Origin of the sequence: Paenibacillus sp. CCS19 (assembly GCF_033239625.1) — a bacterium.
GTDB lineage: Bacteria > Bacillota > Bacilli > Paenibacillales > Paenibacillaceae > Paenibacillus_T.
In genome coordinates this window covers 13,289-39,999 of record NZ_BTCK01000043.1, presented here as the reverse complement: position 1 = coordinate 39,999, position 26,711 = coordinate 13,289, and the positions used below count along the sequence as shown (strand labels likewise).

Below are 26,711 nucleotides of genomic sequence, written 5' to 3'. Positions count from 1 at the left end.
AAAGCCAACAATCTAGTTGCGCGTGCATTTCGGATAGAGGAAGGACGTTTTCAGGTGACAAGTCGGAAGCTAAAGCCCGATGGGGCTCGATTCACGAGGAAGCCAATAAGTATTCGATCCTTGAAATGGCAGTATCGGAGCATCTGGTGCGTTGCGGCTGCGATGATTGTTTTCGCAGTGTTGGCGGTGGCAGAGCATGCTCGGTTTGACAACACGTTATTGTTCATCATTGCTGCTATTAGCGGGCTTGGCATGGTCAGTGTGCTGCATCGAATGCTCCGTGAACGGGCAGGCATTGAGGCGGCTTGGTCCGGCATCCGACATAACCCATTGCCGTTCTATGCGATGGACCGCACAGGACATATTATAGAGCTGAACGAAGCAGCAGCGATGTCGCTTGGCCTCGAAGCTCATTCTCGTTCGCCGATCGGCGAGCGCTTCGACCGTTATGTCGACGCTTCAGACATTAAGCCGTTGTCCGAGCATGCCGAATTGGCGGCGAGCGGACAATCGACTCAGATCATTATCGGTCTTCGCTCCGTCTCGGGCGAAATCTCCCATTGGCGGGCATTGCTTGCACCGGCAGGTTCTGTCGGCTGCCCGGTCGGCTGCATTCTTATTGCGCAAGATGTTAGTGAACGTAGACGCAATGAAGAGCACACGCATCATTTGACCCACTATGATGACCATACCGGTCTGCCGAATCGCAGACTGTTCATCGAACAACTTGATGGAATGCTGGCTGCAATAGCGGGCAATTCCGATACGGTGTTGACCGTATGCTGTATCGATATCGACCACTTCAAACTGATTAACGCTTCATTCGGACATGATTACGGCGACATGCTGCTGATGCAGGTTGCGGACCGGCTGCTGCGAAGCTGTGGCGAAGGCGATCTGATCTGCAGGATGGAAGGCGATAAGTTCGGCATTGTGCTGTCAGATACGACAGGTGGCGATCATCCAGCCGATGCGATTGTCCAATTGATCGCTGTATTGGAGGAGCCATTCGATCTGCAAGGCGTTCCGATTCATATTACGGCTAGCGCAGGTTACTCGACGAGCCGACAGGAGCCTCATCGATCCGATAAGCTGCTGCGCAACGCGAATCTTGCGCTGATTAAGGCGAAGGAGAGCGGCCGCAACGAATGTCAGGGATACCGGGAAGAGTGGGATGAAGCATCGCTCGAGCGGCTTCGCATGCAGCATGATTTGCGCCGAGCCGTTATTAATGGGGAGTTTATGCTTCATTATCAGCCGCAGTACGATATGCGCTCAGGGGCGATCGTCGGCGTCGAAGCGCTGTTACGCTGGCACCATCCCGTTAGAGGCTTGATTCCGCCGTCGCAGTTCATTCCGATTGCGGAGGACAGCGGCATTATTGTACCGATCGGTCAATGGGTGCTGGAGGAAGCGTGCCGGCAGAACAAGGAATGGCAGGATGCAGGACTTCCGAAGATTCCAGTATCAGTGAATCTGTCGATGCGTCAATTCTGGCAGCCGAACTTTCCGGAATCGGTAGCTGCGGTACTGGAGCGTGTAGGTTTAGCGCCCCGATATTTAGAATTGGAGATCACGGAATCGATGACGATGGACGCGGAGAAGCTGACGAACAGCCTGCTTCGACTTACGGATCTCGGCATCGCTATCAGCATCGACGATTTCGGCACGGGCTACAGCTCGTTCAGCTATTTGAAGCACTTCCCGATTGATCGTCTGAAGATCGATCGTTCCTTCGTAAGCGATATTGAAGAGGATCCGGACGACGCGGAGATTGTAGCAGCCATTATCGCGATGGCGCACAATTTGCACATGCAAGTCATTGCGGAGGGCGTCGAGACGGCACAGCAAGTTGATTTTCTCAAAATGCATCTATGCGACGAAATGCAAGGCTACTATGGCAGCCCGCCAGTGCCGAGCGAACGGATCGCCGAGATGTTAGCAGCCTAAAGAAGAAGCCGGCTCGCAGCGAATATTCGCTGTAAGCCGGCTTTTATTTGTGAAGATGTCTGTTGAACGAGCGGCAGACATCTGCGCGGTTATTATTTTATACAGAGAAGTCGTCAATTTCATTGAGCTTGAATGTGTATACTTGCTTCTCATCCACATGGTAGACCGTTAACAGTTCGGTAGCTTCGTCCAAGTTAATGATTCTTCCGGGGATGCTGAGCGAAACCCCAAGACCTTTGTTCACCTTCAAACGAATCAGCTTGTTCTTGTCCATATATTCTCGAAATTGTGCTGCAATCGAAGCGAATGGACTTGTGCTAAGCGTTGGCGTTGATGGCGGCTTGGACTTGCGGTCGGACGCATTTCCTGGATTGGAGATAGCCTTAGCAGGCTCCGATGAGGAAACTGTTCTGGATTGCTTCTGTGGTGCTGGCGTCGATGTTATTGGCCTTTGCTGTTCATTCTGATGCTGTTCCCGCATGGCATCAATAAGTAGTCCTAATGCACTACCAGACAGCACTCGGAAGTCTGGGAACCCTCCATTATTCAAGACATGCAGCAATTGTTCCATCGCTTTAGCGTTCGTTTCGCCTTCGACGAGTATTTCGACTTGAAACAGATGTGTCTGTTGACCCTTATTCGTTGGAATCATGAGGTCCTCCGGCCTAACTTGATTATTAATGATATGTGAACGTTACTACTATATCAGATTGAGCTTGGCGCGAACAAGCATTCTTGCATCATATTATCGTCTCGCACCAGTCATGAACCGATGCATATAGTGAATACGTGCGGAAGAAAGTTGGCACATCTAAGCAATTGCCACGCTGGAGGAGGGGAACGGGACACCAATGATGCGCATGGTTCCCTATGAATTGGATAACGGCCAGACTGTCGTCGGCATTGAAGTTAAGCTACCGAAGACGACGCTGTTAGCCTGGATGACGGATAAAGGATACATTATGTGCGGGGCTTTGGACGTAGGTCTTTTGAACCGCGATCTTGCGGATCGCGGCATTCTGGCAGGCCGTGCAGTCGGCGTTCGTACGTTGGAGCAGCTGATGGAAGCGCCGCTCGAATCGGTGACGACGCATGCGGAGCAGATCGGCATTCATGCCGGAATGAGCGGCCGAGAAGCGCTGAAGCTGTTAGTTTGAACGAAGGCGAGAGTGGCATAAGGTGGAGATGAATAAAGCCTCTGAATCAGGACGACCGGAGTGATCCGACCGCCTGAAACAGAGGCTTTTATGTGGATTGAATTGTTTTTCGCAGCATCGATTATTCGTGTTGAAACAGCTTCTGAAGGTTCACGTTGTAAGGCGCTCTTATTATGCCCTTCTCCGTTATTATGGCCGTTACCAGCTCGTTAGGCGTAACATCGAATGCGGGGTTGAACACTTTGACGCCTTCTGGCGCTGTCCGTTTGCCGAACCCTTCGGTGATCTCTTCGGCGTGTCGCTCTTCGATCGGAATAAGGTCGCCGCTTGGCGTATTCAAGTCGATCGTAGACAGTGGACAAGCGACATAGAAAGGAATGCCGTGTGCCTTAGCAAGAATTGCAACACTGTATGTACCGATTTTGTTAGCGACATCGCCGTTAGCCGCGACGCGGTCCGTACCGACGATAACGGCGTTGATCCAGCCCTTGGACATCACCATGCCTGCCATGTTGTCGCAGATCAGTGTTACATCTACACCGGCTTGATGCAGCTCGAACGCTGTAAGGCGAGCACCCTGCAGAACAGGCCGCGTCTCGTCCGCGAACACTTTGAGCGTCATCCCTTTCTCCTGTGCCAGATAAAATGGCGCAAGCGCTGTTCCGTACTTAGCCGTTGCCAATCCGCCGGCATTGCAGTGCGTCAGAACGCCCATGCCATCCTCGAACAGCTCGAGTGCATGTACGCCGATGAGGCGGCATGTTTCTTCGTCTTCGCTCTGGATCGCGATCGCATCGTCGAGCAGCGCCAGCTTGCACTGCTCAAGCGATGCGCCTTCGGCAACGAGAGAGGCAGCAAGCGCCTTCATCCGATCAAGTGCCCAGAATAGATTGACGGCAGTCGGACGGGAGGTTGCAAGATGCTCGGCAGTTTGATTGACCGATGCGAGCCATTGCTCTGGGGTGCCTGCTGCTTCACGCGAGCCCAGTACAACGCCGTACGCTGCCGCAATCCCGATCGCTGGCGCACCGCGAACGGCTAGATGTTTGATCGCATCCCATACGCTTTGCGCGGTATGGAGTTCAAGGTAAGTAACTTCTCCCGGGAGAAGGCGTTGATCGAGAAGGTCGAGATGTGTGGTGGCCCAAATAACGGGCTGAAGTCCTGCGTAAGTTGAAGCAGCAGTCATGCTTGTAACCTTCTTTCCATGTATATCGAATATTAGTTCGAGCAATCGGGTGGCGCATTCCATACCTTCCGTTAATTTCCTCGTTCATAGGGGGGATTCCAGTAAGGGCATGAATACCGCGAAACCCTCGGCTCGTTGTGCATATATTTGTCGGATAAATCCATGTCTAGACGCAACTCCACTTAGTATACTGAAATATATTTCGCGTTGGAACCTCTTCTTGTTATAATGAAGGTTGGACAATTAGACCGCCGTTGTGACGGTATGAATGGATAGGTCAGGGGGGAATACATACAATGAGCGAGCAAGAGCAATTGAATCAACCGGTCGCGCTCAAGGAGTGGGCGGTGACGGTTCGATCGTTGGCTGAGGGCGAACTGATTATGGTCATGCGCAAAGGCGGCATTGTAGAAGAGACGCGAGATTTCCGGCTTATCAAGCCCAGCTTCTACTTAATGCCAGCATTCGAGCACCAGCGTGAAGAGCTGCTGAAGGCACCTTATCAAGGGCGGATCGCCGGGACGCTGGAAGGATGGTCCAAGGAAGCGGAGACGATGACGCTCGAAGCTTACGCCGAGGTAGCCCAAGACATCGAGGTATACGACAGCGAAACGCTGGAGCGCGTTTTTGGCGAGCATATATGGACGGAGACGTTCGCAGAGGAACGATTGAAGTGGAAGAAGAAAAACCCGCTTCACGTACTGCTGCTGCGTGTGTACAAGCTTGATCGCCCGATTACGGTTCCGATGCAGCCCGCTTATACGGGTTGTAAGTCATGGGTGACGCTTGAGGACGGAGTACCAGAGGTAGGCATGACGCCTGTGTTGAGTGATACGGACTTCGCGGAGAAGGTTAATAGAATCGTGGAACGTTTACAAGGGTAACGTATATAGCTCGTGCTGAGGTTCTTCATCAAACGCTCAGGTTCCCTCCATGAATCGCACATTGATTTGTAACAAGACTTATAATAAAATAATTATTGAGAATCAGTGAGAATCATGAATGCTTGTATGTTATGAGGAGAACAACGCTACACTTACGGGACGTTTGACCCGCTTCAGCCATGATCTGGCTAGTGAGTGGACCCCCATAACTAGAAGATACATTTCACCTATTTGGAAGGAGCGGCTTGTATGTCGACACAATTCATCATCAACGACCTGAAAGCGTCGGTTGAAGGTAAGGAAATATTGAAGGGCATTAATCTAGAAATTAAAGGTGGCGAGATCCATGCGATCATGGGTCCGAACGGTACGGGTAAATCGACGCTCGCATCGGCGCTCATGGGCCATCCGAAATATGAAGTAACAGGCGGTACGGCGCATCTGAACGGCGAAGACATCCTCGAGATGGAAGTTGACGAGCGCGCACGTGCAGGCATGTTCCTTGCCATGCAATATCCAAGCGAAATTACGGGCGTAACGAACTCCGACTTCCTGCGCAGCGCAATCAACGCGCGCCGTGAAGAAGGCAATGAGATCTCCCTCATCAAGTTCATCCGTCAAATGGAAAGCAAGATGAAAGAACTCGAGATGAACACAGAGTTTGCTCATCGTTACCTGAACGAAGGCTTCTCCGGCGGCGAGAAGAAACGTAACGAAATTCTTCAAATGATGCTGCTCGATCCGAAACTCGTCATTCTTGACGAAATCGACTCCGGTCTTGATATCGATGCGCTGAGAATCGTATCGAACGGCGTTAACGCTATGCGTTCCGAAGACCGCGGCTTCCTCGTTATCACGCACTACCAACGTCTGCTTAACTACATCAAGCCAGACTTCGTGCACGTTATGATGCAAGGCCGCATCGTGAAATCCGGCGGTCCTGAATTGGCAGAGCGCCTGGAGAACGAAGGTTATGATTGGGTGAAAGAAGAACTCGGCATCGTGGACGAAACAGTAGGCCAAGCTTAATCGGAGGGGGATATCGAGCATGAGTATTCAATTATCGACTCCCGTAAACCGGCAAGCAGCCGAAGCGTTGTCGCGCAGCAAGGGAGAGCCAGAATGGCTGACGGCCAAACGCGCCGAAGCAGCAGAACTGGTGGAGACACTGGAACTACCGAAAGTAGAGAAAACGAGAATCGATCGCTGGAACCTGTCGGCGTACGGTCAATACAAAGCAGCTCAGCCTGTTAACAGTGCAGCAGAGCTGTCCGAAGACATCCAAGCATTCGTGCCGGAGTCGCAATCGGGTCTTCTCATTACGCGTGGATCTGGCGCGGTATTCAGTACGTTGTCGGATGAACTGAAGGCGCAAGGCGTTATTTTTACAGATCTCGAAACAGCTGCTCGCGAGCACGGTGCAATCGTACAACAGTACCTGCATACGGTCGTAGCGAGCAATGAAGATAAATTGTCGGCGCTTCACAGCGCGCTCTGGAACGGCGGCGTATTCGTATACGTGCCGAAGAACGTTGAAGTAGAGCTTCCGCTTCAAGCGGTGCTGTACAATGACGATGCAGAAGCGACGTTCGCGCCGCATGTTCTGATCGTTGCCGAGTCGAACAGCCGTGTAACGTACGTAGACAACGTCATCACGACGGGCAGCGCAGCACAAGTTGCAGCCATCCACCACGGTGTGGTTGAAGTTGTTGCTAAAGCTGGCGCCAAAGTAAGCTTCGCTTCCATTCACAGCATGGGCGAAGAAGTAGTCGATATTTCGATCCGCCGCGCAGCGCTTGACAACGATGCACGCGTAGAATGGATTATCGGCGACCTGAACGATGGCAACACGCTTTCGGATACGAAGTCGGTTCTTAACGGCCGCGGTTCGTCTTCCGATTCCAAAGTCATCAGCATCGGCTCGAAGAAGCAGAAGCTGTCCCTGACGACGCAAGCCGTTCACTGGGGCAAGAGCACGGACAGCCAGATGATTACGCGTGCGGTTATGCGTGAAGAAGCAACGGCAATCATCAACGGCATTACGAAGATCGAGAAGGGCGCAACGAAAGCGAACGGCGAGCAGACAGAGAAAGTTCTTATGCTCAGCCCTAAATCGCGCGGTGACGCGAACCCGATTCTTCTCATCGATGAAGATGATGTAACGGCTGGCCACGCAGCGAGCGTTGGTCAAGTGAATCCGGAGCAAGTTTACTATCTGATGTCCCGAGGCATTGCCAAGATTGATGCTGAACGGCTCATTATTTACGGTTTCTTGGCGCCTGTCGTATCGGAAATTCCGATTGACGCCGTCCGTGAGCAGCTGCAGCGTCTGCTCGAAAGGAAGCTGGAAGCATGAATGTAAATGCGATACGGGAACAATTCCCGATATTGCATCAAGAGATAAACGGGCATTCGCTCGTTTACCTGGACAGCGCGGCGACTTCACAGAAGCCGCGTTCCGTCATTGATGCGGTAAAACGTTATTATGAGTGGGATAACGCGAACGTTCACCGTGGTGTGCATACACTGGGCTCGCGTGCGACTGAAGGATATGAAGCCGCACGTGCGAAAGTGGCTGCTTTTCTGAACGCATCGAGCGAAGAGGAAATTGTGTTCACACGTGGTACGACGGCAGCGATTAACCTTGTTGCGAGCAGCTATGCCCGTTCGGTATGCGGCGAAGGCGACGAGATCGTGATTACGCCAATGGAGCACCACAGCAATTTGATTCCTTGGCAACAGGCTGCGAAAGCAACCGGCGCGACGCTCAAGTACATTCCGCTTCAGCCTGACGGTACCATTAGCCTTGCTGATGTAGAAGCGACGGTTACGAGCCGCACGAAAGTCGTCTCGATGACATATGCTTCGAACGTGCTGGGCGTCATCAATCCAGTGAAGGAAGTTGCTGCGATCGCTCATCGCAATGGCGCTGTAATGGTCGTTGACGGTGCGCAGAGCACGCCGCATCTGAAGGTGGATGTGCAAGACCTTGATTGCGATTTCTACGCATTCTCCGCGCACAAAATGTGCGGTCCTACCGGTATCGGCGCGCTGTACGGCAAGAAGGCGATTCTCAGCCGCATGGAGCCGATCGAATACGGCGGCGAGATGATTGATTTCGTTGAGCTGTACGAATCGACTTGGAAGGATGTGCCGACTCGCTTCGAAGGTGGTACGCCAATCATTGCCGGTGCGATCGGACTTGCGGCGGCGATTGATTTTCTTGAAGAGATCGGGCTGGACCATATTCATCATCATGAGCAAAAGCTTGCAGCCTATGCTTACGAGCAACTGTCGGCGATCGACGGTATTACGATCTATGGACCGAAGGAAGGCCGTGTCGGGCTGGTCACATTCAACCTGGATGACGTTCATCCGCATGACGTGGCAACCGCGCTTGATTCCGAAGGAATCGCGGTGCGGGCAGGCCATCACTGCTGCCAGCCGCTTATGCGCTGGCTGAATGTAAGCTCGACGGCGCGGGCAAGCTTCTATCTATACAATACCGAAGAAGAGATTGACCGGCTTGCAGCTTCGCTGCAGCGGACAAAGGAGTTTTTCGGCCATGCAATTGGATGATTTGTATCGCAGAGTGATCATGGATCACTATAAGAACCCGAGAAACCGGGGAACCTTGGACAACGAATCGGTAACGATTAACCTTAACAACCCGACATGCGGCGATCGCATTGCGCTCCAGCTACAGGTTGAAGACGGCAAAGTCATCGATGCGAAGTTCAGCGGCGAAGGCTGTTCGATCAGCTTGTCGTCCGCCTCGATGATGACCGAAGCCGTGAAGGGCAGGACGTACGAGCAAGCGCTTGAGCTTGCTGAACGTTTCTCCGCTCTCATGAAAGGCGAATCGGTTGAATTCGAGGAGCTTGAAGATATTGAGGCACTGTCTGGTGTGAACAAATTCCCTGCACGCATCAAGTGCGCAACACTTTCGTGGAACGCGCTTCGCAAAGGAATTGAGCAGCAGCAGCAATCATAGATTCATCTGAATTGTCCACCACGCTCGATAACAGGTCGAGTATTCCTATACAGATCCACTTCATAAGGAGGCGTGACTGCCATGGCAAAGAGTATGCCAGAAATGGAAGAGTACAAATATGGCTTTCGCGACGAGCACAAGGCGATTTTCCAATCCGGTAAAGGATTGACGCCTGAGATCGTTCGCACTATCTCGGAGATGAAAGGCGAACCTGAGTTCATGTTGAACTTCCGCCTGAAATCGCTTGAGCAATTCAACAAAATGCCAATGCCGCAATGGGGCGGCAACATGGACGATCTTGACTTCAACGACATCCAATACTATGTTAAGCCATCCGAGAAACAGGGCAAAACGTGGGAAGAAGTTCCGGCTGAAATCAAGGAAACGTTCGATAAGCTCGGTATTCCAGAAGCAGAGCAGAAGTTCCTTGCCGGCGTATCGGCTCAATACGAGTCCGAGGTCGTTTACCACAGCATGCAAGAGGATCTTGCGAAGCAAGGCGTTATCTTTACGGATACGGACACGGCGCTTCGCGAGCATCCAGAGCTGTTCCAAGAGTACTTCGGTACGGTCATCCCGCCAGCGGACAACAAGTTCGCAGCGCTTAACAGCGCAGTATGGTCGGGCGGCAGCTTCATCTATGTACCGAAAGGCGTGCAGTGCGAAATCCCGCTGCAAGCTTACTTCCGTATCAACTCGGAGAACATGGGTCAGTTCGAGCGTACGCTCATCATCGCTGACGAAGGCAGCTTCGTACACTATGTAGAGGGCTGTACAGCTCCTGTATACAGCACGAACTCGCTGCACTCCGCAGTCGTTGAGATCATCGTGAAGAAGGACGCTCGCGTTCGTTACACGACGATTCAGAACTGGGCACCAAACATCTACAACCTCGTTACGAAGCGCGCCGTTGCTGAAGAGAATGCAACGATGGAGTGGGTCGACGGCAACATCGGCTCCAAGCTGACGATGAAATACCCTGCAGTCGTGCTCAAAGGCCGCGGCGCGAAAGGCATGGTATTGTCGATCGCAGTAGCAGGCAAAGGCCAGCACCAAGACGCAGGCGCTAAGATGATCCACCTGGCACCGGATACGACGTCGACGATCGTGTCGAAGTCGATCTCGAAGCACGGCGGTAAAGTAACGTACCGCGGTCTCGCTTCGTTCGGACGCAACTCCGAAGGCTCCAAAGCAAACATCAAATGCGATACGCTCATCCTCGACAACGAGTCGACGTCGGATACGATCCCGTACAACGAGATCATGAACGACAACATCACGCTCGAGCATGAAGCGACTGTATCGAAGGTGTCCGAGGATCAACTCTTCTACCTGATGAGCCGCGGTCTGACGGAAGACGAAGCAACGCAAATGATCGTTATGGGCTTCATCGAACCGTTCACGAAAGAACTGCCGATGGAGTACGCGGTCGAGATGAACCGTCTCATTAAGTTCGAGATGGAAGGTTCGATCGGTTAACATTGCAATACCAAGCCCCTCGCTAATATCGGCGAGGGGCTTTTTGCTGCGTTTTCGCAGGAGTGGAAGCGTGAAGAGCTTAAAAGGCGTGAAAGACATGAAGGACATGAAAGACATGAAAGACATGAAAGAGGCAAGAGCATGAAAACATTGGCCGCTGCGCGGCGGCATCATGATTCCGATCGCTGTTGTCCCCAGATTGTTCTGATCTTATAAATTCTTTATCGGTTACAATCCGGTTGACAAAGGCGAGCGCTCCGCTTCTCCATCATGATTGCCGCCGCTTCGCTAGGTGATGCTTCGAAGGCTTGTTTCGCTTCGCGGATGCTGCCGGTTCACCTGCGGTGGGCAGCGTGAAGCCCCTTGCCTAGAGACGGCTCGGGGCTTGGAATTTCAATGAGGGTGGGAAAATGGGGGACCGCTTCGCGTTCGGTCACGCGAGGCTATTGCCGCGTGACTTTTTCGCTTCGCGGATGATGCCTTTTCACCTGCGGTGGGCAGCGTGAAGCCCCTTGCCTAGAGACGGCTCGGGGCTCTTAGAAGCAACTTTGCATGTAAAGGTGCGTATATATTCCATATTCAGGAATGTGAATTAGTTGATTAGGAGGGGAAAGTCATAACGAGGAAGACGGTTATTACTGCTATAAGTTTGTTTGTGGTTATCTGCCTGGTTGGAGTGGGAGTCTATTTGTACAAAATGCAAGCGTCGAAGAAGATCGATGTAGAGACGGCATCGGTAATTATTACGAATGATAGTGCGGATTCGGTTGAGACGACAACGATACGTGTACAAGGGAAGCTGCATAAACCGCTATTCAAGCAGCATTATTTTGAGGGCAGCTTCGTTATTGATGGGATTGAGGCTACAACTAAGGATTGGCAGAACAAGATTCATATCATGAAGCATAGCAACGGTGTAAATATGGGAGGGCTTTTGTATTCAGCTGCAGCTGCTCCACATGTGACTACATTTTATGGTGTGATCTATTTCGATGATGATTTCGAGCAGATCAACATCGTAACCGGTGCGGATTGGATCGGTGGGAACCAGAAGGATTCCTTGTACATTGTGACGGGGACGAACTATGGGCAGGCTGTTGAGACTCAGGATCATCTTAGGGAGCAGTTCGACCGAGATGATTGGTTTATGCCTAAAGCTAGAGACACTCAAACGAATTGATACGTGGACGAATAAGCTTGCTCCATCAGTTAGAGAACTGATGGAGCAAGCTTTTTTTACTGCCGAAAGAACTAGTTATAATGATAGAATGAGAGCATTAGTGCTTAACATAACACCTCATTTGAATAGCATTAGCCATTGTATCGTACGCGAGAATTGGTATCGTATAAGTATCAGCCGGAGGGGGAACTTGCATTTGGGCAAATACAGTTGGAATCCATTAACCAGGTTCAGCGTGAACCGTCAGTTGCTGCTGCTGCTGCTCGTGATGGTCATTCCGATTCTTATTCTTCAGGTATATGGGAGTGCTAAGGCAGAGGAGATTATGACTAGGAACGTGACCAGTGCTTATGCGGAGACGAGTAAGCAGAACTTGTCATTAATCAGCAGGGATATTGATACGATTAGCAAAATCACATCAACGATTATCGCGAATCCAATCACACAGCAGCTGCGGACGGATTTATCGGCAGGCAGTGAGGTAATCGATCGGGTGCGCAAGTATTCGGCAGCGGATATCATGTTGTCCAACTATTCGACGACAGCCGATGGCTCCAGCACGATTGCGTATTCCTTCTACGTGTATGACCCCAATGACTTATACGAATTCGCGCCTAAACGGCAAATGGCTGCGAGCGGTGTATATTTCTTCACGAAGGAGCAGGCTCCACCTGTCTGGTATGAAGAAGCGGTGCAGCGCAAGGGTGAAGGTTATATGAAGGTCATCGACAGCATGGTGCAGATGGCGCCGAGGTCGAAGACGCTGGCCTATATTCGTGCCGTGCGGGATACGAGCAGCGGAAACAACGTCATCGGTGTACTTGTAGCCACCAATATGGAGGACCAGATTGGATTATCGATCAATTCGGTAGACTTGCCGGAAGGCGGCAATGTGTATTTTACAGATGGACAGGGAACGATTCTCGCCTCGAATGAGGCAGGTCGACTTGGAACGCAGCTTACCGTGCCGCTGGAATTGCAGCAGCAGAGCGGTCCGGGCAGATCGATTCATCTCATTGAAGCGGACAGCATCTATGTGTCCACGTTCGGCAATGATGGGCGGGAGCTCGTCTACAATATTCCGAAGCAGCCGCTGCTCAAACAACAGACTGAATTTAAACGGATTATTCAGGTGCTGTCGATTATCTATCTGGCGTTATGCTGTGTCGTTATGACTTATTTCTGGCGTTCTCTCATGAAACCGCTTCAGAAAATGGCTTCGTTCTCACGCTCCTATGAGCCAGGCAAGCTTGTACCAGGAACGCCTGCCAAGGATAGAAGGGATGAGATTGGTATTCTGATGTCCTCACTTTACGATATGGCGCGACGTCTGAACATGCTGATTAAAGATAAGTATCAAATGGAGATTAAACAGAAGGAAACGCAGCTTCAAATGCTCTATCAGCAGATCAATCCGCATCTGCTCTACAACACGCTGGAAAGCATCTATTGGAAAAGCACGATCGAAGGCCGTTCGGAATCTGCCGAGATGATCAAGGATTTGTCCAAACTGATGCGTATCAGCTTAAGCCGCGGCCGCGAGTTGATTACGATCGGAGAAGAGCTGGAGCATGCAGGCGCTTATATCAAGCTGCAGCAGCATCGATATGCCTTCACTTTCAATGTCGACTGGCGCATACCTGATGAGGCGCTTCCTTATCTCATCCCGAAAATCACGCTGCAGCCGCTTATCGAGAACGCGATCATTCACGGCATCAAGCATATGGGCGAAGACGGGGAAATCGGGATTGATATTCGTATTGAGAATAGCGCGATCATCATCCAAATCGAAGATAATGGCTACAAAGAGGTCGACACAGGTGCGATTGAGCGCATGATAGCCGGCAACGGTTCAGGCGAACATTCCGGGTATGGCATTCGTAATATCCAGCAGCGGATTCAGCTGCATTTTGGCACAGCTTACGGCCTGAACTACCGCCGCCGCGAAGGCGGGGGAACAATCGCCCGCCTCACCATGCCCGCCGTCACCGAAGCGCCGGAGGAAGAAAGCTAACGGGCTGTCGCGCAGCGTCCATGCGAAGCATCACTCACTATATCAGCAGTTGCCTGCAAAATCTAAAGCAGGCAACAGCCCAATCTTTTAAATCCCGTCAACGGCGAGTCAAGAAGCGAAGCGGCAGCGTCATTCCGTAGAAGCGAAGTACTTGCTTCCGAAGCAGCTTTTCTCCGAAAAGCTTGTAGTTCGCCTTTGTATCCGGATTGTTACCACTTCTGATCTACTCTAATCAGAACAATCTGGATACAACAGCGATCGTAGGAATGACGCTGTCGCGCAGCGTCAATGCGAAGCAATCATGCATGTTACTGTCGCGCAGCGCCAATGCGAAGCACTAATATTTTGTCACCTACAAAAAAAAGGAGGCTGTCTTATGCACCGCATACTAATTGTCGACGACGAGCCGTTGATCGGCCAAGGACTAAACAGCCTGCTCGCATCGTCAGGGATCGGCATCGAAGCGATCTATGTCGCTCATAACGGCTATGAGGCGCTTGACTATATACGAATGGAAGATATCGACCTGCTCATCACCGACATCCAGATGGGGGCGATGAGCGGGATTGAACTTATGCATCAAGCGAAGCTCGTTCGCCCTTGGATTCAGACCATTGTCATCTCGGCCCATGAAACGTTCCAATACGCTCAGCTTGCCATGCGGCTTGGAGCGAAAGACTACCTGATCAAGCCGCTTGATGGCGTACAACTGCTTGATTCTGTCCGCAATGCGCTGCTGAAGCTCGAGAAGCGTTCGAAGTCGCGTGAGGAAACGATCGACACGCTGCGCGATTCGTTCCGAGTGGAGGAGCCATCCGCTCTTCAGACGGCACTGCTGAACAATTTGCTCAGCGAGGATGTCAATTCCATGAAGCCATCGGCTGCCGAGCTGCATAAGCTTGGCATCGGGCTGGGCGGACCCTACTTTGCCGTACTCAAGTTAAGACTGCTCCCGCGCTCTGCGATTGCATCCAACAATCCGCCATCGGAGCGGGATGCTCAGCTGCTGCGCTACGCGGCACTTAACATAACGGCCGAGCTGCTTGCCGAGACCGAGCGCAAATCTGTCGTGTTCTATTCCGGAGCTGATGAGCTGAGCATCGTAATCCAGTGGGACGAGGAATCGTACGAGAACACATCCGTAAGTAAGCTCGATCAACTCGACATGATCGGTAGAAGCTTGCACCGAAGCATGAAACGATATCTCGGGCTGACGACCATCGTCAGCATTAGCCAGATCGCAAACGGCCTGCAGAGCCTTGTTCTGCTGAATAAGCAGGCCATGCAAGCGCTGCAGTGGAGCGAGCGGCACCCGGATCATGATGTCTTCTATTATGGAGATTTTCACGAAAGCTTGTATACGAAAGAAGAGACTTCCGAGGATGAACTCCACGCGCAACACAATCGGATTGCGGAAGGCGCGAAGGCGTACATCGACCGCAATTACGCTCAGAAAGGGCTGACCTTGCATGAAGTGGCGCAGAACAACCATGTGAGCCCGAATTATCTCAGTTATCTGTTCAAGAAAACGAATGGCATGAACCTGTGGGAATATGTCATGAAGCTGCGGATGGAGGAGAGCCGCCGTCTGCTGCTCGAGACGGATATGCGCAGATACGAAATTGCCGAGCGGGTCGGATACGAGTCGCCGGAACATTTTAGCAAAATATTTAAAAAGTATTACGGCATCAGCCCCAGCGAGCTGAAAAAATAACCTTGCATCCACCCACGTAAAATCACTCATCATTCCAATAGATACGCACATGTGCAGCAGGCGGCGCTTTCTCTACAATGAAGGAGCAAACTACTTGCTACAGGGGAATGAGGGGGACGTAAGATGGATCAAACAGCAGCTCCGCAGCGGCAGCAAGGGGCGATCGGAGAACGGAGGACGGGCATCGGACAGATCCTGAAGAAGCATCTTTGGGGATATCTGTTTCTACTGCCCGCCCTTCTTATTTTTGCATTATTTCTATGGCTGCCCATTATCAAAGGTTTCTTCTACAGCTTCTACAATGTCGATTTTGTCAAAGGGAACACGTTCGTCGGATTCGACAACTATAAGACGGTATTCCATGATTCCGATGTAGGGACTTCCATTCGAAACACGCTCTATTACATGGGACTGGCACTCGTAATGGGCTTCTGGGTGCCGATCGTATTCGCCATCTCGATCTCTGAGGTTCGGAGATTCCAAGGCATTCTGCGCGTCGCAGCTTATTTGCCGAACGTTATTCCAGTCGTGGTTCTATACGGATTATGGCGCTGGTTCTACGATCCGGTTGGACCGATCAATGCAGCTATCACGAAGACGGTCGGCGGTGAAGGCATCTCCTTCATGACCGACACCGGCTGGTCAATGATCTCGCTCGTCTTCATGGAGACGTGGCAGCAATTCGGTGCAGCGATGCTGCTCTATCTAGCGGCGATCTTAAGCGTTCCGCGCGACTGGTATGAAGCGGCGGAGATCGACGGGGCGGGCGTCTGGATGCGGATTCGTCACATTACACTGCCTTCGATCAAAAGCTTGATTTTGCTTATGCTGCTGCTTCAGCTGATCGGCACTTCGCAAGGCTTCCAATCACAGCTGGCGATGCTGGACGGCGGTCCGAACAATGCTACGCTGACGTATGCGCTGCTCATTGTCAAATACGCGACAACCCGGCTCGAACTCGGCGTTGCTTCCGCGATGGGCGTGCTCATGTTCATCGTATTGAGCGTGCTTGCCATTATCCAATTCCGGCTTCAGCATAAGGGGGACAACTAGGATGAAACTAGAAGAACGCGGCATCTTGTCCCGTTATGATCTGAGGAAGCCTTTTAACCGGACGGTATATGTCACCATGCTCGTGGGCGTCATTGTGATGGCTTGCTCCATGATCTACCCGGTTCTTGTTGCGATGTTCAATGCATTCAAGACGAACACGGAAGTCAACAGTTTCCCGCCGACCTTCTTGCCGAATGAGGGCTGGCATTGGAGCAACTTAAAGCAGGCCTGGAATTACATCGATTTGCCGATATTCCTGCGCAACACGATGTTTATTTTCGTCGGCAACATGGTGGTGACAGTCGGGGTGCTTGGACTTGCGGCATTCAGCTTGTCCAAGCTTCATGTGCCGAAGGCTAGAATGATCAGCATGTTCTTTCTTATTACGCTGTTCATTCCGCCGACAACGTATCTGATTCCTAACTTCTTGAATTTGAAAGACTTCGGCTTGATCAACACATTCGCTGCATTCTGGCTGCCGGCCGGTGCAAGTGCGTTCAACCTGCTTCTGCTCAAGAACTTCTTCGACGGCCTTCACCAAGAGATGTTCGAGGCAGCTCGTATGGATGGCGCATCCGAGTGGCGCTGCTTCGCAGGGCTGGCGCTGCCGCTGTCCATTCCAATCATTGCAACGCTGGCGATTTTCGTCTTCTCAACCGCATGGAACGACTGGTTCTGGCCATCGCTTGTCATGCACAATGACAGCAAGTATCCGCTCTCGACAGCCATCTATAAGTACGTCATAAGCGCACGCGGTCTCGGTCTGAATATTCGATTCGCGATATTGTTCATGGTCATGCTGCCGCCGATCGTTGTGTTCCTCGTCTTCCAGCGTTTTATTATGCGCGGACTTAATCTAGGCGGGGTCAAAGGGTAATATTGCACACATTAGGCGATCTGCAACAGCGTAGAACCACACATGATCGGCATAACGACGCACATCGTGTGAAGCGTTTGCAAGCGATATGATGAATGCGTAAGGAAAACTTAAGCGTCTAGAAAAGGGGAGTATCTATGCGTAAGCGTAAGCTCATGACAGTCATGGCATGTCTAGCGTTGTCTACATCCATCCTCGCAGCATGCGGCGACGGCGGTACCGACAAGAAGGAAACGACGAAGGAAGACACGAGCGCGACCGGCACGACAGACAACGCAGGCACGAAGACGGACACGGCGGGTACAACTGACGAACCAGCGGCGCAAGACCCGTTCCTGAATGAGAAGGCGACGATCAGCATCTATTATCCGACGCCGGATCAGGTAGAAAACCGTAAGTTGGAAGATGATAAGATCCGCCGCTTCACCGAGAAATACCCGAACATTACGATTGAGAAGAGCGATTGGCATTATAAAGTAGATGAGATTGGCATCAAGATGGCATCGAACGAAGCGCCAACGATCTTCAATACATTCGCTACGGAAGCGAAGTTCCTGATCGAGCGCGGCTGGGCGGCTGACATCACCGACTTGTGGAACAATTACGAGAATAAAGATCAAATTAACCCGACGCTGCAAAGTCAGTTCATCGTAGATGGCAAAGTGTATGGCGTCGTTCAGAAGGGTTACTCGACAAGTACGGTCGTGAACAAAAAGATGCTGGATGAGAAGGGCGTAGCCATTCCTTCGTACGACTGGACTTGGGATGACATGGTCAACACGGCTAAGGCTGTCGCTGACCCGGCGAAAGGCATTGCCGGCATTGCGCCGATGGGCAAAGGCAACGAAGCAGGCTGGAACTGGACCAACTTCTTATTCGAAGCGGGCGGTCAAATCATTAGCACGGACGGCGGCAAAGTAACGGCAGCATTCAACTCGGATGCAGGCGTTAAAGCGCTGGAGCTGTACGAGAAACTGCGCTGGGATGCGAATGCCATTCCGAAGGACTGGGCGCTTGGCTGGGGCGACGCTGTAGGCGCGTTCACGCAAGGCAGAACGGCGATGGTCATTGCAGGTGCTGAAGGTCCGCTTGAGGAAGCGTTGAACCAAGGCGGCATGAAGCCGGAGGATGTTCTGACGTTCCCAATGCCTGCATTCCAAGCAGGAGGCAAGCATTATGGCATTCTGGGCGGCGACTATCTTGTCATCAATCCGAATGCTAGCAAAGTCGAGCAAGAAGCCGCATTCCGTTACATTACGTTCGATTACTTCTCCGATGACTGGCTTGCTTCGGTCGAGAAGGATATCCAAGCGCGTAAAGCGCAGAACAAATATTTCATTCCGCCACAAATGAACTACTTCCGTGAAGATTCCGACTATGGACAAAAGGTTCAAGCGATCTTCGATAAGTACGACAACGTATACAAATATGCACCAGAGTCGAATGCCCTGCTGGATGGGCAGCCAGAAGCGCAATACAATACGCAGGATTACTATGCGGAGATGACGAATGTCGTTCAACAAGTGTTCTCGAAGAAAGGCGTCGATCTGAAGGCGAAGCTGGACGAAGCGGCGAAGAACATGCAGGACAAATATTTCAGCAAGATCGAAGTGAAATAGGTTAAAGATGGAGACGACCGCTCGATGGAGCGGTCGTCTTTGTGTTGTCCTAAAGACACAAGAAAGGCGCCCCACCGATGCGGAACGCCTCACTAGTACGAATGGTTATAAAATGATTTCTTTCACATCAACGTCGCGAATGATCGTCAGATCGACGAATTCATCATCAATCTGGATGAGCGGCCGGAAGAACTCCGTCGGATGTGTCATAACGATGACGCCGGTCTTGCCATTATCGAGCGTTGCGCGTTTGCCGATGAAGTTCGGGATCATATGCTTGATGAACGTATGAGCCGTCTTGGCATCGAGTTCCTTGAAGCTCATGCGATAGATCTCGCGAAGGACCTGAAGCAGGTCGCGCTTCTCGCGATAGACGCGCATGGATATCATCGCGCTGTACACATCGACAACGGAAACGATTTTGGCGATGGGATGAATTTGCTCATCCTTCAAGCCGAGCGGGTAACCGCTGCCATCATTGCGTTCATGATGCTGTGCTGCAACGATTGCAGCAATCTCGTTGTCCATCGATTTCTTAATGATATCGTGGCCGTATTCCGGATGACGTTTGATCTCATTGAACTCTTCATCCGTTAGTCGTCCTGGTTTATTCAGAATGGTGCTGTCGATTCGGCACTTGCCGATATCGTGAAGGAAGCCGGCTTGTCCGATCTCAACGGCTTCTTCCTGACTGTAACCGATCCATGACGAAAGATAGAAGGATAACATGCCCACCTGCACGGAGTGCTGATAAGTATAGTCGTCCTTCGTATTCAAGAGCAGCAGCATAGAAACGACGTCCCGCTCCATTCGGAAGTTATCGACTAGCGGCTGGAACGTCTCCTTTACGGCTTGTTCTTCAATTACCCCCTCATTGATCGCTTGCTCGAACAGCGATTTGAACCCCTTAATTGTATCTTCATAAATAGGCTTAACAGTTGGCATCCATTTCGGGCTTACACTAGTCTCGATCGTGCGAGTGCTGCCTTCAGCTGCCGGATGTACAGGTTTGTCGAAGGATCGTATTTCAATATCGACGTAATCGATTTGATGCTGGAACAGCATGGAGATCTCTTTGTTGCGTAAAGTCGTACCCTTTGATAAAACATGGAGCCCATAATCGTTGAATGTATCGCGTATGAGGAGGTCTCCATCTCTCAAATCGGTGACGTGTACCCGCATGATGACACCCCTGAACTAGATTTGATGTACTAGTCATATAGTATCAATAGTTGCTACTGATGGCAATAAGTTGAATGTCGACCAATGGCGAAAACGCTAACATTTTATACATATTTTCTTAACATTAATTTAATTTCTTAAAGAAATTGCATATTATGTCGAAGGGTATCGGCGTTCCATTAGGTTCCGATCAAATCGTTATAAATGCGCTGTGCCGTAATTGGGTCATCTGTCCCTTGCACGAGGGCTCGGCCATCCGGGAATAGAATGAACGTATAATCACTGTCAGCGAGCGAGAGCCGCATCAGATAACGCGTCAGTTCGATCTCGCCTGTATGCGATAGTCTGCTGGCGATGTGGGGCAGTGGGGTTTGCAGCGGTTGCGGCGGCGTAATCTGCACGGTATGGCGGCCGCATAAGGAGGCTGTTTCCGTATGGTTGTCATGGTTCTCAAGGGCGTCGAACTGTCTATTGGCGCATACGGGGCAGTCGCTTCTTCTTGATTGCGTCGTCTTAATGTTCATCCACTGGCTGTTCCACACGTCGACTTGAGTAAGCCCCTGATTGACGGCACCGGCATTACCTGTGAGGAGCTTAAGCGCCTCGGCGGCCTGCAAGGAACCGATAATATCGATAATAGGAGAAATGACCCCTGCCGTTTCGCATGTGTCGACTGCTCCGGCAGCCGGCGGCGCTGGGAATAAACAGCGGAAGCAAGCGGTCTCTCCTGGTATAATAGAAGTACACATGCCGGATCCGCCAACAGCGCCGCCGTAGATCCACGGGATACCGTGCTTCACGCTTACCTCATTCATGAGATAGCGGGCGGAGAAGTTGTCCGTCCCATCCATAATAATATCGGCGTCAGCCAATAGCTTCTGCGCATTAGAGGGAGACAACTCCGTAACGATTGGTTCGATGATAGGTTCTGAATTCGCAGCACGAAGACGGATTGCCGCAGCTTCGGCCTTCGGAAGCAGCTGCTCGGCATCCTGCTCGGTATAGAGCATCTGCCGATGGAGATTGCTGTACTCGACGATATCACGGTCGATGAGCCGAATCCGGCCAATGCCGCCGCGAACGAGGTGGGATGCGATGACAGCTCCCAGCGCGCCTAAGCCGACGACAACCGCAGAGCGCGACCCTAGCGACTGTTGTCCGGCTGCGCCGATTGGTGCAAATCGCATTTGACGCACATACCTTGATCCGGCTTCCTGTTTGTTCAGATGGATATGGTCGCTGGTCATGACTGCACCTGATCCGCCAGCGGGTTCCATGGGCCCGTCTGATGGCCTTTCCACTCCGATCCGTCTTCCCATATTTCCTTCTTCCAGATGGGTACAATCTGCTTCAACCGTTCAATCGCGTAACGGCTTGCTTCATAGCACTCATCCCGGTGCGGGGAAGAGACGGCAATGACGACGCTGATGTCCGCTACATCTACTACGCCTGTCCGATGAGCAATTGCGCAGCGGGCGCCATTCCACTTTACTGCAATTTCTTCTCCTATCTGTTCCATCGTTCGAACCGCCATTGGCGCATAAGCTTCATATTCAAGCCGTACGGTCCGCTGACCTTCCGTCCATTCGCGCGTCGTGCCGACGAATGCGATGGAGGCGCCGTGATTAGGTGCGATAACCCGTCGTGTAACATCCTCGACCGAGATGGGCTGATCCGTCAGCCAATAGAGCGGCAATGCATCCGCCGATGAATGGTGCGCTGGGTCAGCAGGTGGTTCCTCTCCACCCGAAACCGGAGGAAGCAGAGCGAGTTCGTCTGAATGGCTGACGGATGCCTCGTCAGTTGCATAAGTCTGATTGCATGCAACGAAACATAAGTGGATCAGGTGCTGATGAGCCGGATATTGTTCACTTAGGAGCGCTTTCAATTCTATAACGGAAAGTGTCGGGTGCGGGACACTTAGTTCGATTGAAGAAGCACCCAGTCGTTCATTGAGACCGGCGAATAAACGAATCGTCCATTTATATTCCATGTTAGAAAACCTCTCATAGCGATGGTATAATGATGGGTAAAGTATATCATAATCGGCATAGAGATGTTATGCTAGAAAGTAATGAAATGTTTGTGAAACGTAAGGGCAGGGGGTGGCTGTAATGAGTCTATTGATCGATCGATTTGGACGGGAGCATAACTATTTGCGAATATCGGTAACGGACCGGTGCAACTTGCGCTGTGTATACTGTATGCCAGAGGAAGGCGTCGAATTTACAGATGCCTCTAATCTGCTGTCGTTCGAACAGATTGCGGAGGTCGTTCGTTCAGCAGCCAGCTCCGGCGTAACGAAGCTGCGTATTACAGGCGGGGAGCCGCTTGTTCGTAAGAATCTTGACCAGCTCATTCGAATGCTGGCTTCGATTCCTGGCATATCCGATATTTCGATGACTACGAATGGCATTCTATTAGCACAGCAGGCTGAGGCGCTGCGTGATGCAGGATTGAATCGCGTAAACATAAGTCTCGATACGCTCAGCTCGGCCCGCTTCAAATTCATCGCCCGGCGCGGCGAGCTGAGGCGCGTGCTGGAAGGGATTGAGGCCGCAGGCAGGGTCGGGTTTGATCCGATCAAGCTCAACTGCGTATTGCTTCGCGGCGTTAACGAGGATGAGATCGGCGATTTTCTGCAGATGGCTTATGAACAGCCGCTGCATGTTCGTTTTATCGAATATATGCCGATCGGCCATGCGGATGAGAATTGGCGCAAGCAGTACTTGCCTTTGACGCGTGTATTGGAAGTGGCGGATGAGCGCGGACTTCGTTATCGTTCACGGGACGATGTGTCGGGCAGTGGTCCTTCTGACAATTATGAGATCGTCGGCGGCCGGGGGTCGTTCGGATTGATTCACCCCATCAGCGACGAATTCTGCAAACGATGCAATCGACTGCGGCTGACGGCGGATGGTTATTTGAAGCCATGCCTCTATTGGATGGAGGAGCTGAATGTGCGTCAAGCGCTTGGCAGTGAAGAGGCGATGGATGCACTGCTGCGCAAGGCGCTGGACTTGAAGCCGGAAAGCCATGAGATGGCAGCGACATTAGCGGGCGGTGCGCTGTCGCATGTGCCGACAGATCGGAGAATGTCCCAAATCGGGGGTTAGCTCGCATAATCAAGCGCTGTTTTTTATTACATCTCGAAAGGAGATCCTGACATGATGGTGCCGAAAGCGTACAATAATGCTGGGAAGGACGCAAGCATCGAGATTGAGCACGAGCAGTTCGGAGTGGAGCAGTGGACGGCGATCGTTATGTCGGAGCTGGCTGGGGAAGTGTTCCCAATCGATACGCGCGTGCCCGGCGCTTCGGGTCTTGCTTTCGACTGGCAGAAGTGGTTCGAGGAATGGTTGTTTCTGCTCTCCTACACGACGCAAGCCAAGCTGCCGCAGCCTACGCATTTGAAGCTGTATGCCGCAGATTCCTTCGAGGCAACAATTCCATGGACGCAGCTGCAAGCTGCCGCAGTGTTGTTCGCCGAGAACGACGGCAGTCCGCTGGAACAGGCTGGGCCAATCCGATTCTACGTTCCGAACGGTACGAGCAAATGTTTGAATGTGAAAAATGTCGTTCGAATCGTCATCAGCACGGAGCAAGCGCTGGGCGATGAAGCGGCATATGGCTTTAAACAGCAATGGTCAGCCGATGAGCTGAGGAAGAAGAAAGTGTTGGGCAGCTAACGAGCCCGCTTGGCAAGGAGGTACGCATGAACGAGACGCAGGATTGGACAATAGAAGCGATTCTGCTGCATAGCAACGATATTCACAGCCGTCTTGAGCATGCAGCAAAGATCGCGACCGTCATCGCAGAGCACCGTCGAACGTATGGAAGCGACCGGGTGTTGGCCGTTGATATCGGAGATCATATGGACCGCATGCGTGTCGAGACAGAGGGAAGCGATGGACTGATTAATATCGAGCTTCTGCACATTGCAGGCTGCGAGGCAGCGACGCTTGGCAACAATGAAGGCCTGACATTCGAGCCTCGTTTGCTGGAGGCGGCCTATAGGGATCGCGTGAAATTTCCTGTGCTTGTGGCGAATATGTTCCGCACTTCCGACCATGAGCGGCCGGAGTGGTTGTCGCCCTCGACGGTCGTTCGCAAAGGGAAATTACGAATTGGCATCATCGGCGTAACGGCTAGATATACCGATTTCTATACACTGCTTGGCTGGGACGTGACAGACCCAATCGATGCTGTTCGAATGGAGGCCGCTGAGCTTAGGCCGCATGTTGATGTACTCGTCGTATTGTCACATCTCGGCCTGCCATTCGACAGACGCATGGCTGAGCAGCTTGAAGGCATTGATCTTATCCTTGGCGGACATACGCATCATCTGCTGGAGGAGCCGCTCGTCATCGGCTCGACGACGATATGCGCCGCTGGCAAGTTCGGCGATTGGGTTGGACGCGTTGAGATTGGCTGGGATGAAGCGGCATCTAAGCCTTTATTCCGTGCAGAATGTGTGCCTACTGCCGCTTATGAAGAACATCCAGATGCAGTGGCGGCGATCGCGAAGTACCGAGAGCTGGCTTCGGAGCGGCTGGGGCGTGTAATCACTAGGCTAGAGATGCCGATCCTATCGCGAGAGGATCAAGAATCGCAGCTGCCGAATCTGCTCGCTGCAGGCATTCGCCGCTGGACGAACGCAGACATCGGCATCACGAACAATGGTCAACTGCTGTCTGGACTGCCGCTCGGCGATGTGACGGCGGGCGATCTGCATGCGATTTGCCCGTCTCCAATCAATCCATGCCGGCTGAAACTGCTCGGCACGCATATTCGCGAAGCGCTGCAGCAGTCGCTGCGCGACGAATATATAACGATGCCGATCCGAGGTTTCGGCTTCAGGGGCAATGTGTTGGGCACGTTAGCGGTAGACGGCATGAGCGTTGAAGCGGAATATGATCGTCAAGGCCAGCTTCAATTAGCCGCGATCTATGTGGATGGCGATCCGCTGGTCGATGACCGCGAATATTCCGTAGGGACGCTGGACATGTTCACGTTCGGCGTGGGCTATTTATCACTAAAGCAGGGATCTGATATTCACTATTTCCTGCCGGAGTTTATTCGCGATGTTCTGGCGGAGGAATTGCAGAATCCGGCGGCTATTACAGCCGCTTCGCATGCGCGATTTGTTATCCGTGGCAGAGCAGCAACGTAAATGTCGAAGAAAAAGTCGATTTTTGATGAAAAATATTATGAAATCGATTCACAACAAGGCGTCCCTGACCGATAAACACGATATATTATACGATTAAACACCAGTTGCGGGGCGGGATAAGGAAATGCGTTTAATGCCCATATCAATGGCTAGACCGGGGATGCGGCTGGCCAAAAAAATATTTTCCGAGGAAGGGCTTATTCTCCTTGCTGAAAATGTGGAGTTAGACGCTCGCATGATCAGACGGTTGACGGACTGCGGAATTTCATACATCTATATAAAAGATCCACGCCTTGAGGATACAGTCATTCCCGATATCATAAGCGAAGATACGATTCGCAATGCCTTGAAGGAGATTCGGCAGTCGTTCCGTCAGATGATGGATCGTCCGAACGGCAGACGAGGCGTAACATACCCTTATATATCGAAATCCTATTACAACATGATGAACATGGTCATCGATGATCTGACCGCGCATGAAGATGCGATGATTATGTTGATGAACTTAAATTCGGTGGACCATTATTTGTACCAGCATTCGCTTAACGTATGCGTCTATACGACGCTGCTCGGCATTGCTGAAGGTTACAACCGCGACGATCTCATGGTGCTTGGGATGGGCGCTGCCCTGCATGATATCGGAAAATCACAAATTCCGGCCGATGTCTTGAAGAAGCCCGGCAAGCTCAGCAATGAGGAATACGAGCTGATGAAGCTGCATGCGGAAGTCGGTTATCGGATGCTGAAAGATGAGCCGAACATGCCGCTGCTTGTAGCGCATTGCGCTTTCCAGCATCATGAGCGATTAGATGGAAGCGGGTACCCTAGAGGCATTAAAGGGAATGAGATTCACGAGTACGCCAAGTGGATCGGGCTGGTTGATTCGTACGATGCCATGACGACGAAGCGTATCTATCGGTCGGCGATGCTGCCGCATCAAGCGATCGAGCTTCTGTATGCAGGGAGCGGAACCTTGTATGAGCAGCGTATGGTTCAGCAGTTCCGCGATAAGGTCGCGATCTATCCGATCGGCTTGACGGTGCAGATGAACAGCGGCGAGACCGGTGTCGTCGTCGATATCAATGCGGCATGTCCGCATCGTCCGATAATCCGTGTATTAGAAGAGGGCGGCTCCATGGTGAATTCGCCGTATGAAGTCGATTTGTCCAAGCAGCTGACTACCATGATTATTAGCGTCAATAATGAGATCACAGAGGCTGTTTAGCCTCATATAGCTCAAGACTTT

The 26,711-nt window shown here is 51.7% G+C and carries 23 protein-coding genes; 18 read left to right on the top strand and 5 right to left on the bottom strand.

Annotation, left to right across the window (positions count from 1 at the left end; translation table 11 throughout):
• Positions 1-162: 162 nt before the first annotated feature.
• Positions 163-1,950: a putative bifunctional diguanylate cyclase/phosphodiesterase gene (locus tag SBI19_RS23520; RefSeq protein WP_317971964.1), complete on the top strand. Its 1,788-nt coding sequence runs from the start codon at positions 163-165 to the stop codon at positions 1,948-1,950.
• 97 nt (positions 1,951-2,047) lie between these two features.
• Here the strand turns inward: SBI19_RS23520 and SBI19_RS23515 are convergent, their stop codons facing one another.
• Complete coding sequence (locus tag SBI19_RS23515; RefSeq protein ID WP_317971963.1) at positions 2,048-2,602, bottom strand: hypothetical protein; 555 nt, start codon at positions 2,600-2,602, stop codon at positions 2,048-2,050.
• Positions 2,603-2,801: 199 nt separating this feature from the next.
• Here SBI19_RS23515 and SBI19_RS23510 point away from each other — a divergent pair, with 199 nt between their 5' ends.
• Complete coding sequence (locus SBI19_RS23510) at positions 2,802-3,107, top strand: YunC family protein (RefSeq protein ID WP_317971962.1); 306 nt, start codon at positions 2,802-2,804, stop codon at positions 3,105-3,107.
• Positions 3,108-3,228: 121 nt separating this feature from the next.
• Here the strand turns inward: SBI19_RS23510 and mtnA are convergent, their stop codons facing one another.
• Positions 3,229-4,296, bottom strand: coding sequence for an S-methyl-5-thioribose-1-phosphate isomerase (gene mtnA, locus SBI19_RS23505; RefSeq protein ID WP_317971961.1), 1,068 nt, complete (start codon positions 4,294-4,296; stop codon positions 3,229-3,231).
• 296 nt (positions 4,297-4,592) lie between these two features.
• On the opposite strand from mtnA, the gene SBI19_RS23500 reads away from it, so the two are divergent.
• The 12 genes from SBI19_RS23500 to SBI19_RS23445 all read left to right on the top strand — a co-directional run bounded on the left by SBI19_RS23500 (position 4,593) and on the right by SBI19_RS23445 (position 19,110).
• Entirely contained in the window at positions 4,593-5,180 is a 588-nt protein-coding gene (locus SBI19_RS23500) for a DUF1802 family protein (protein ID WP_317971960.1), read from the top strand.
• Between the two features lie 249 nt (positions 5,181-5,429).
• Positions 5,430-6,209, top strand: coding sequence for a Fe-S cluster assembly ATPase SufC (sufC, locus tag SBI19_RS23495; RefSeq protein ID WP_317971959.1), 780 nt, complete (start codon positions 5,430-5,432; stop codon positions 6,207-6,209).
• Between the two features lie 19 nt (positions 6,210-6,228).
• The gene (sufD, locus tag SBI19_RS23490; RefSeq protein ID WP_317971958.1) at positions 6,229-7,536 is read left to right on the top strand and encodes a Fe-S cluster assembly protein SufD; all 1,308 of its coding nucleotides are present in this window, start codon (positions 6,229-6,231) and stop codon (positions 7,534-7,536) included.
• The gene (locus tag SBI19_RS23485) at positions 7,533-8,759 is read left to right on the top strand and encodes a cysteine desulfurase (protein ID WP_317971957.1); all 1,227 of its coding nucleotides are present in this window, start codon (positions 7,533-7,535) and stop codon (positions 8,757-8,759) included. Before sufD ends, SBI19_RS23485 begins: the two co-directional genes overlap by 4 nt.
• On the top strand, positions 8,746-9,174 hold the full coding sequence (sufU, locus tag SBI19_RS23480; protein ID WP_317971956.1) for a Fe-S cluster assembly sulfur transfer protein SufU: 429 nt from the start codon (positions 8,746-8,748) through the stop codon (positions 9,172-9,174). The genes SBI19_RS23485 and sufU overlap by 14 nt, the downstream gene beginning before the upstream one ends.
• Before the next feature lie 81 nt (positions 9,175-9,255).
• Positions 9,256-10,653, top strand: a complete 1,398-nt coding sequence (gene sufB, locus SBI19_RS23475; protein WP_110044647.1) for a Fe-S cluster assembly protein SufB — start codon at positions 9,256-9,258, stop codon at positions 10,651-10,653.
• 688 nt (positions 10,654-11,341) lie between these two features.
• Positions 11,342-11,833: a hypothetical protein gene (locus tag SBI19_RS23470; protein WP_317971955.1), complete on the top strand. Its 492-nt coding sequence runs from the start codon at positions 11,342-11,344 to the stop codon at positions 11,831-11,833.
• A gap of 196 nt (positions 11,834-12,029) precedes the next feature.
• Positions 12,030-13,847: a cache domain-containing sensor histidine kinase gene (locus SBI19_RS23465; protein WP_317971954.1), complete on the top strand. Its 1,818-nt coding sequence runs from the start codon at positions 12,030-12,032 to the stop codon at positions 13,845-13,847.
• 376 nt (positions 13,848-14,223) lie between these two features.
• Entirely contained in the window at positions 14,224-15,561 is a 1,338-nt protein-coding gene (locus SBI19_RS23460; RefSeq protein ID WP_317971953.1) for a response regulator transcription factor, read from the top strand.
• 123 nt (positions 15,562-15,684) lie between these two features.
• Complete coding sequence (locus SBI19_RS23455; protein ID WP_317971952.1) at positions 15,685-16,614, top strand: carbohydrate ABC transporter permease; 930 nt, start codon at positions 15,685-15,687, stop codon at positions 16,612-16,614.
• A 1-nt stretch (position 16,615) separates the two neighbouring features.
• Positions 16,616-17,491, top strand: coding sequence for a carbohydrate ABC transporter permease (locus SBI19_RS23450; RefSeq protein WP_317971951.1), 876 nt, complete (start codon positions 16,616-16,618; stop codon positions 17,489-17,491).
• A gap of 137 nt (positions 17,492-17,628) precedes the next feature.
• Positions 17,629-19,110, top strand: coding sequence for an ABC transporter substrate-binding protein (locus SBI19_RS23445; RefSeq protein ID WP_317971950.1), 1,482 nt, complete (start codon positions 17,629-17,631; stop codon positions 19,108-19,110).
• A 105-nt stretch (positions 19,111-19,215) separates the two neighbouring features.
• Here SBI19_RS23445 and SBI19_RS23440 read toward each other — a convergent pair whose 3' ends face one another.
• The 3 genes from SBI19_RS23440 to SBI19_RS23430 all read right to left on the bottom strand — a co-directional run bounded on the left by SBI19_RS23440 (position 19,216) and on the right by SBI19_RS23430 (position 22,285).
• Positions 19,216-20,292 carry an HD-GYP domain-containing protein gene (locus SBI19_RS23440; protein ID WP_317971949.1) on the bottom strand — a complete coding sequence of 359 codons (1,077 nt, stop codon included), beginning with the start codon at positions 20,290-20,292 and terminating at the stop codon, positions 19,216-19,218.
• Between the two features lie 179 nt (positions 20,293-20,471).
• A complete protein-coding gene (locus SBI19_RS23435) occupies positions 20,472-21,593 on the bottom strand; it encodes a ThiF family adenylyltransferase (protein WP_317971948.1) in 1,122 nt (373 codons plus the stop codon).
• Entirely contained in the window at positions 21,536-22,285 is a 750-nt protein-coding gene (locus SBI19_RS23430) for a molybdenum cofactor biosynthesis protein (protein ID WP_317971947.1), read from the bottom strand. The genes SBI19_RS23435 and SBI19_RS23430 overlap by 58 nt, the downstream gene beginning before the upstream one ends.
• 121 nt (positions 22,286-22,406) lie before the next feature.
• Between SBI19_RS23430 and moaA the strand changes: the two genes are divergently transcribed.
• The 4 genes from moaA (at position 22,407) to SBI19_RS23410 (ending at position 26,690) form a co-directional block, all read left to right on the top strand.
• Complete coding sequence (moaA, locus tag SBI19_RS23425; protein WP_317971946.1) at positions 22,407-23,408, top strand: GTP 3',8-cyclase MoaA; 1,002 nt, start codon at positions 22,407-22,409, stop codon at positions 23,406-23,408.
• A 51-nt stretch (positions 23,409-23,459) separates the two neighbouring features.
• Positions 23,460-23,981 carry a hypothetical protein gene (locus tag SBI19_RS23420; protein ID WP_317971945.1) on the top strand — a complete coding sequence of 174 codons (522 nt, stop codon included), beginning with the start codon at positions 23,460-23,462 and terminating at the stop codon, positions 23,979-23,981.
• 26 nt (positions 23,982-24,007) lie between these two features.
• Positions 24,008-25,465 (top strand): bifunctional metallophosphatase/5'-nucleotidase, encoded by a 1,458-nt coding sequence (locus SBI19_RS23415; protein WP_317971944.1) that lies wholly within the window; start codon positions 24,008-24,010, stop codon positions 25,463-25,465.
• A gap of 124 nt (positions 25,466-25,589) precedes the next feature.
• Positions 25,590-26,690: an HD-GYP domain-containing protein gene (locus SBI19_RS23410; protein ID WP_317971943.1), complete on the top strand. Its 1,101-nt coding sequence runs from the start codon at positions 25,590-25,592 to the stop codon at positions 26,688-26,690.
• Positions 26,691-26,711: the final 21 nt, after the last annotated feature.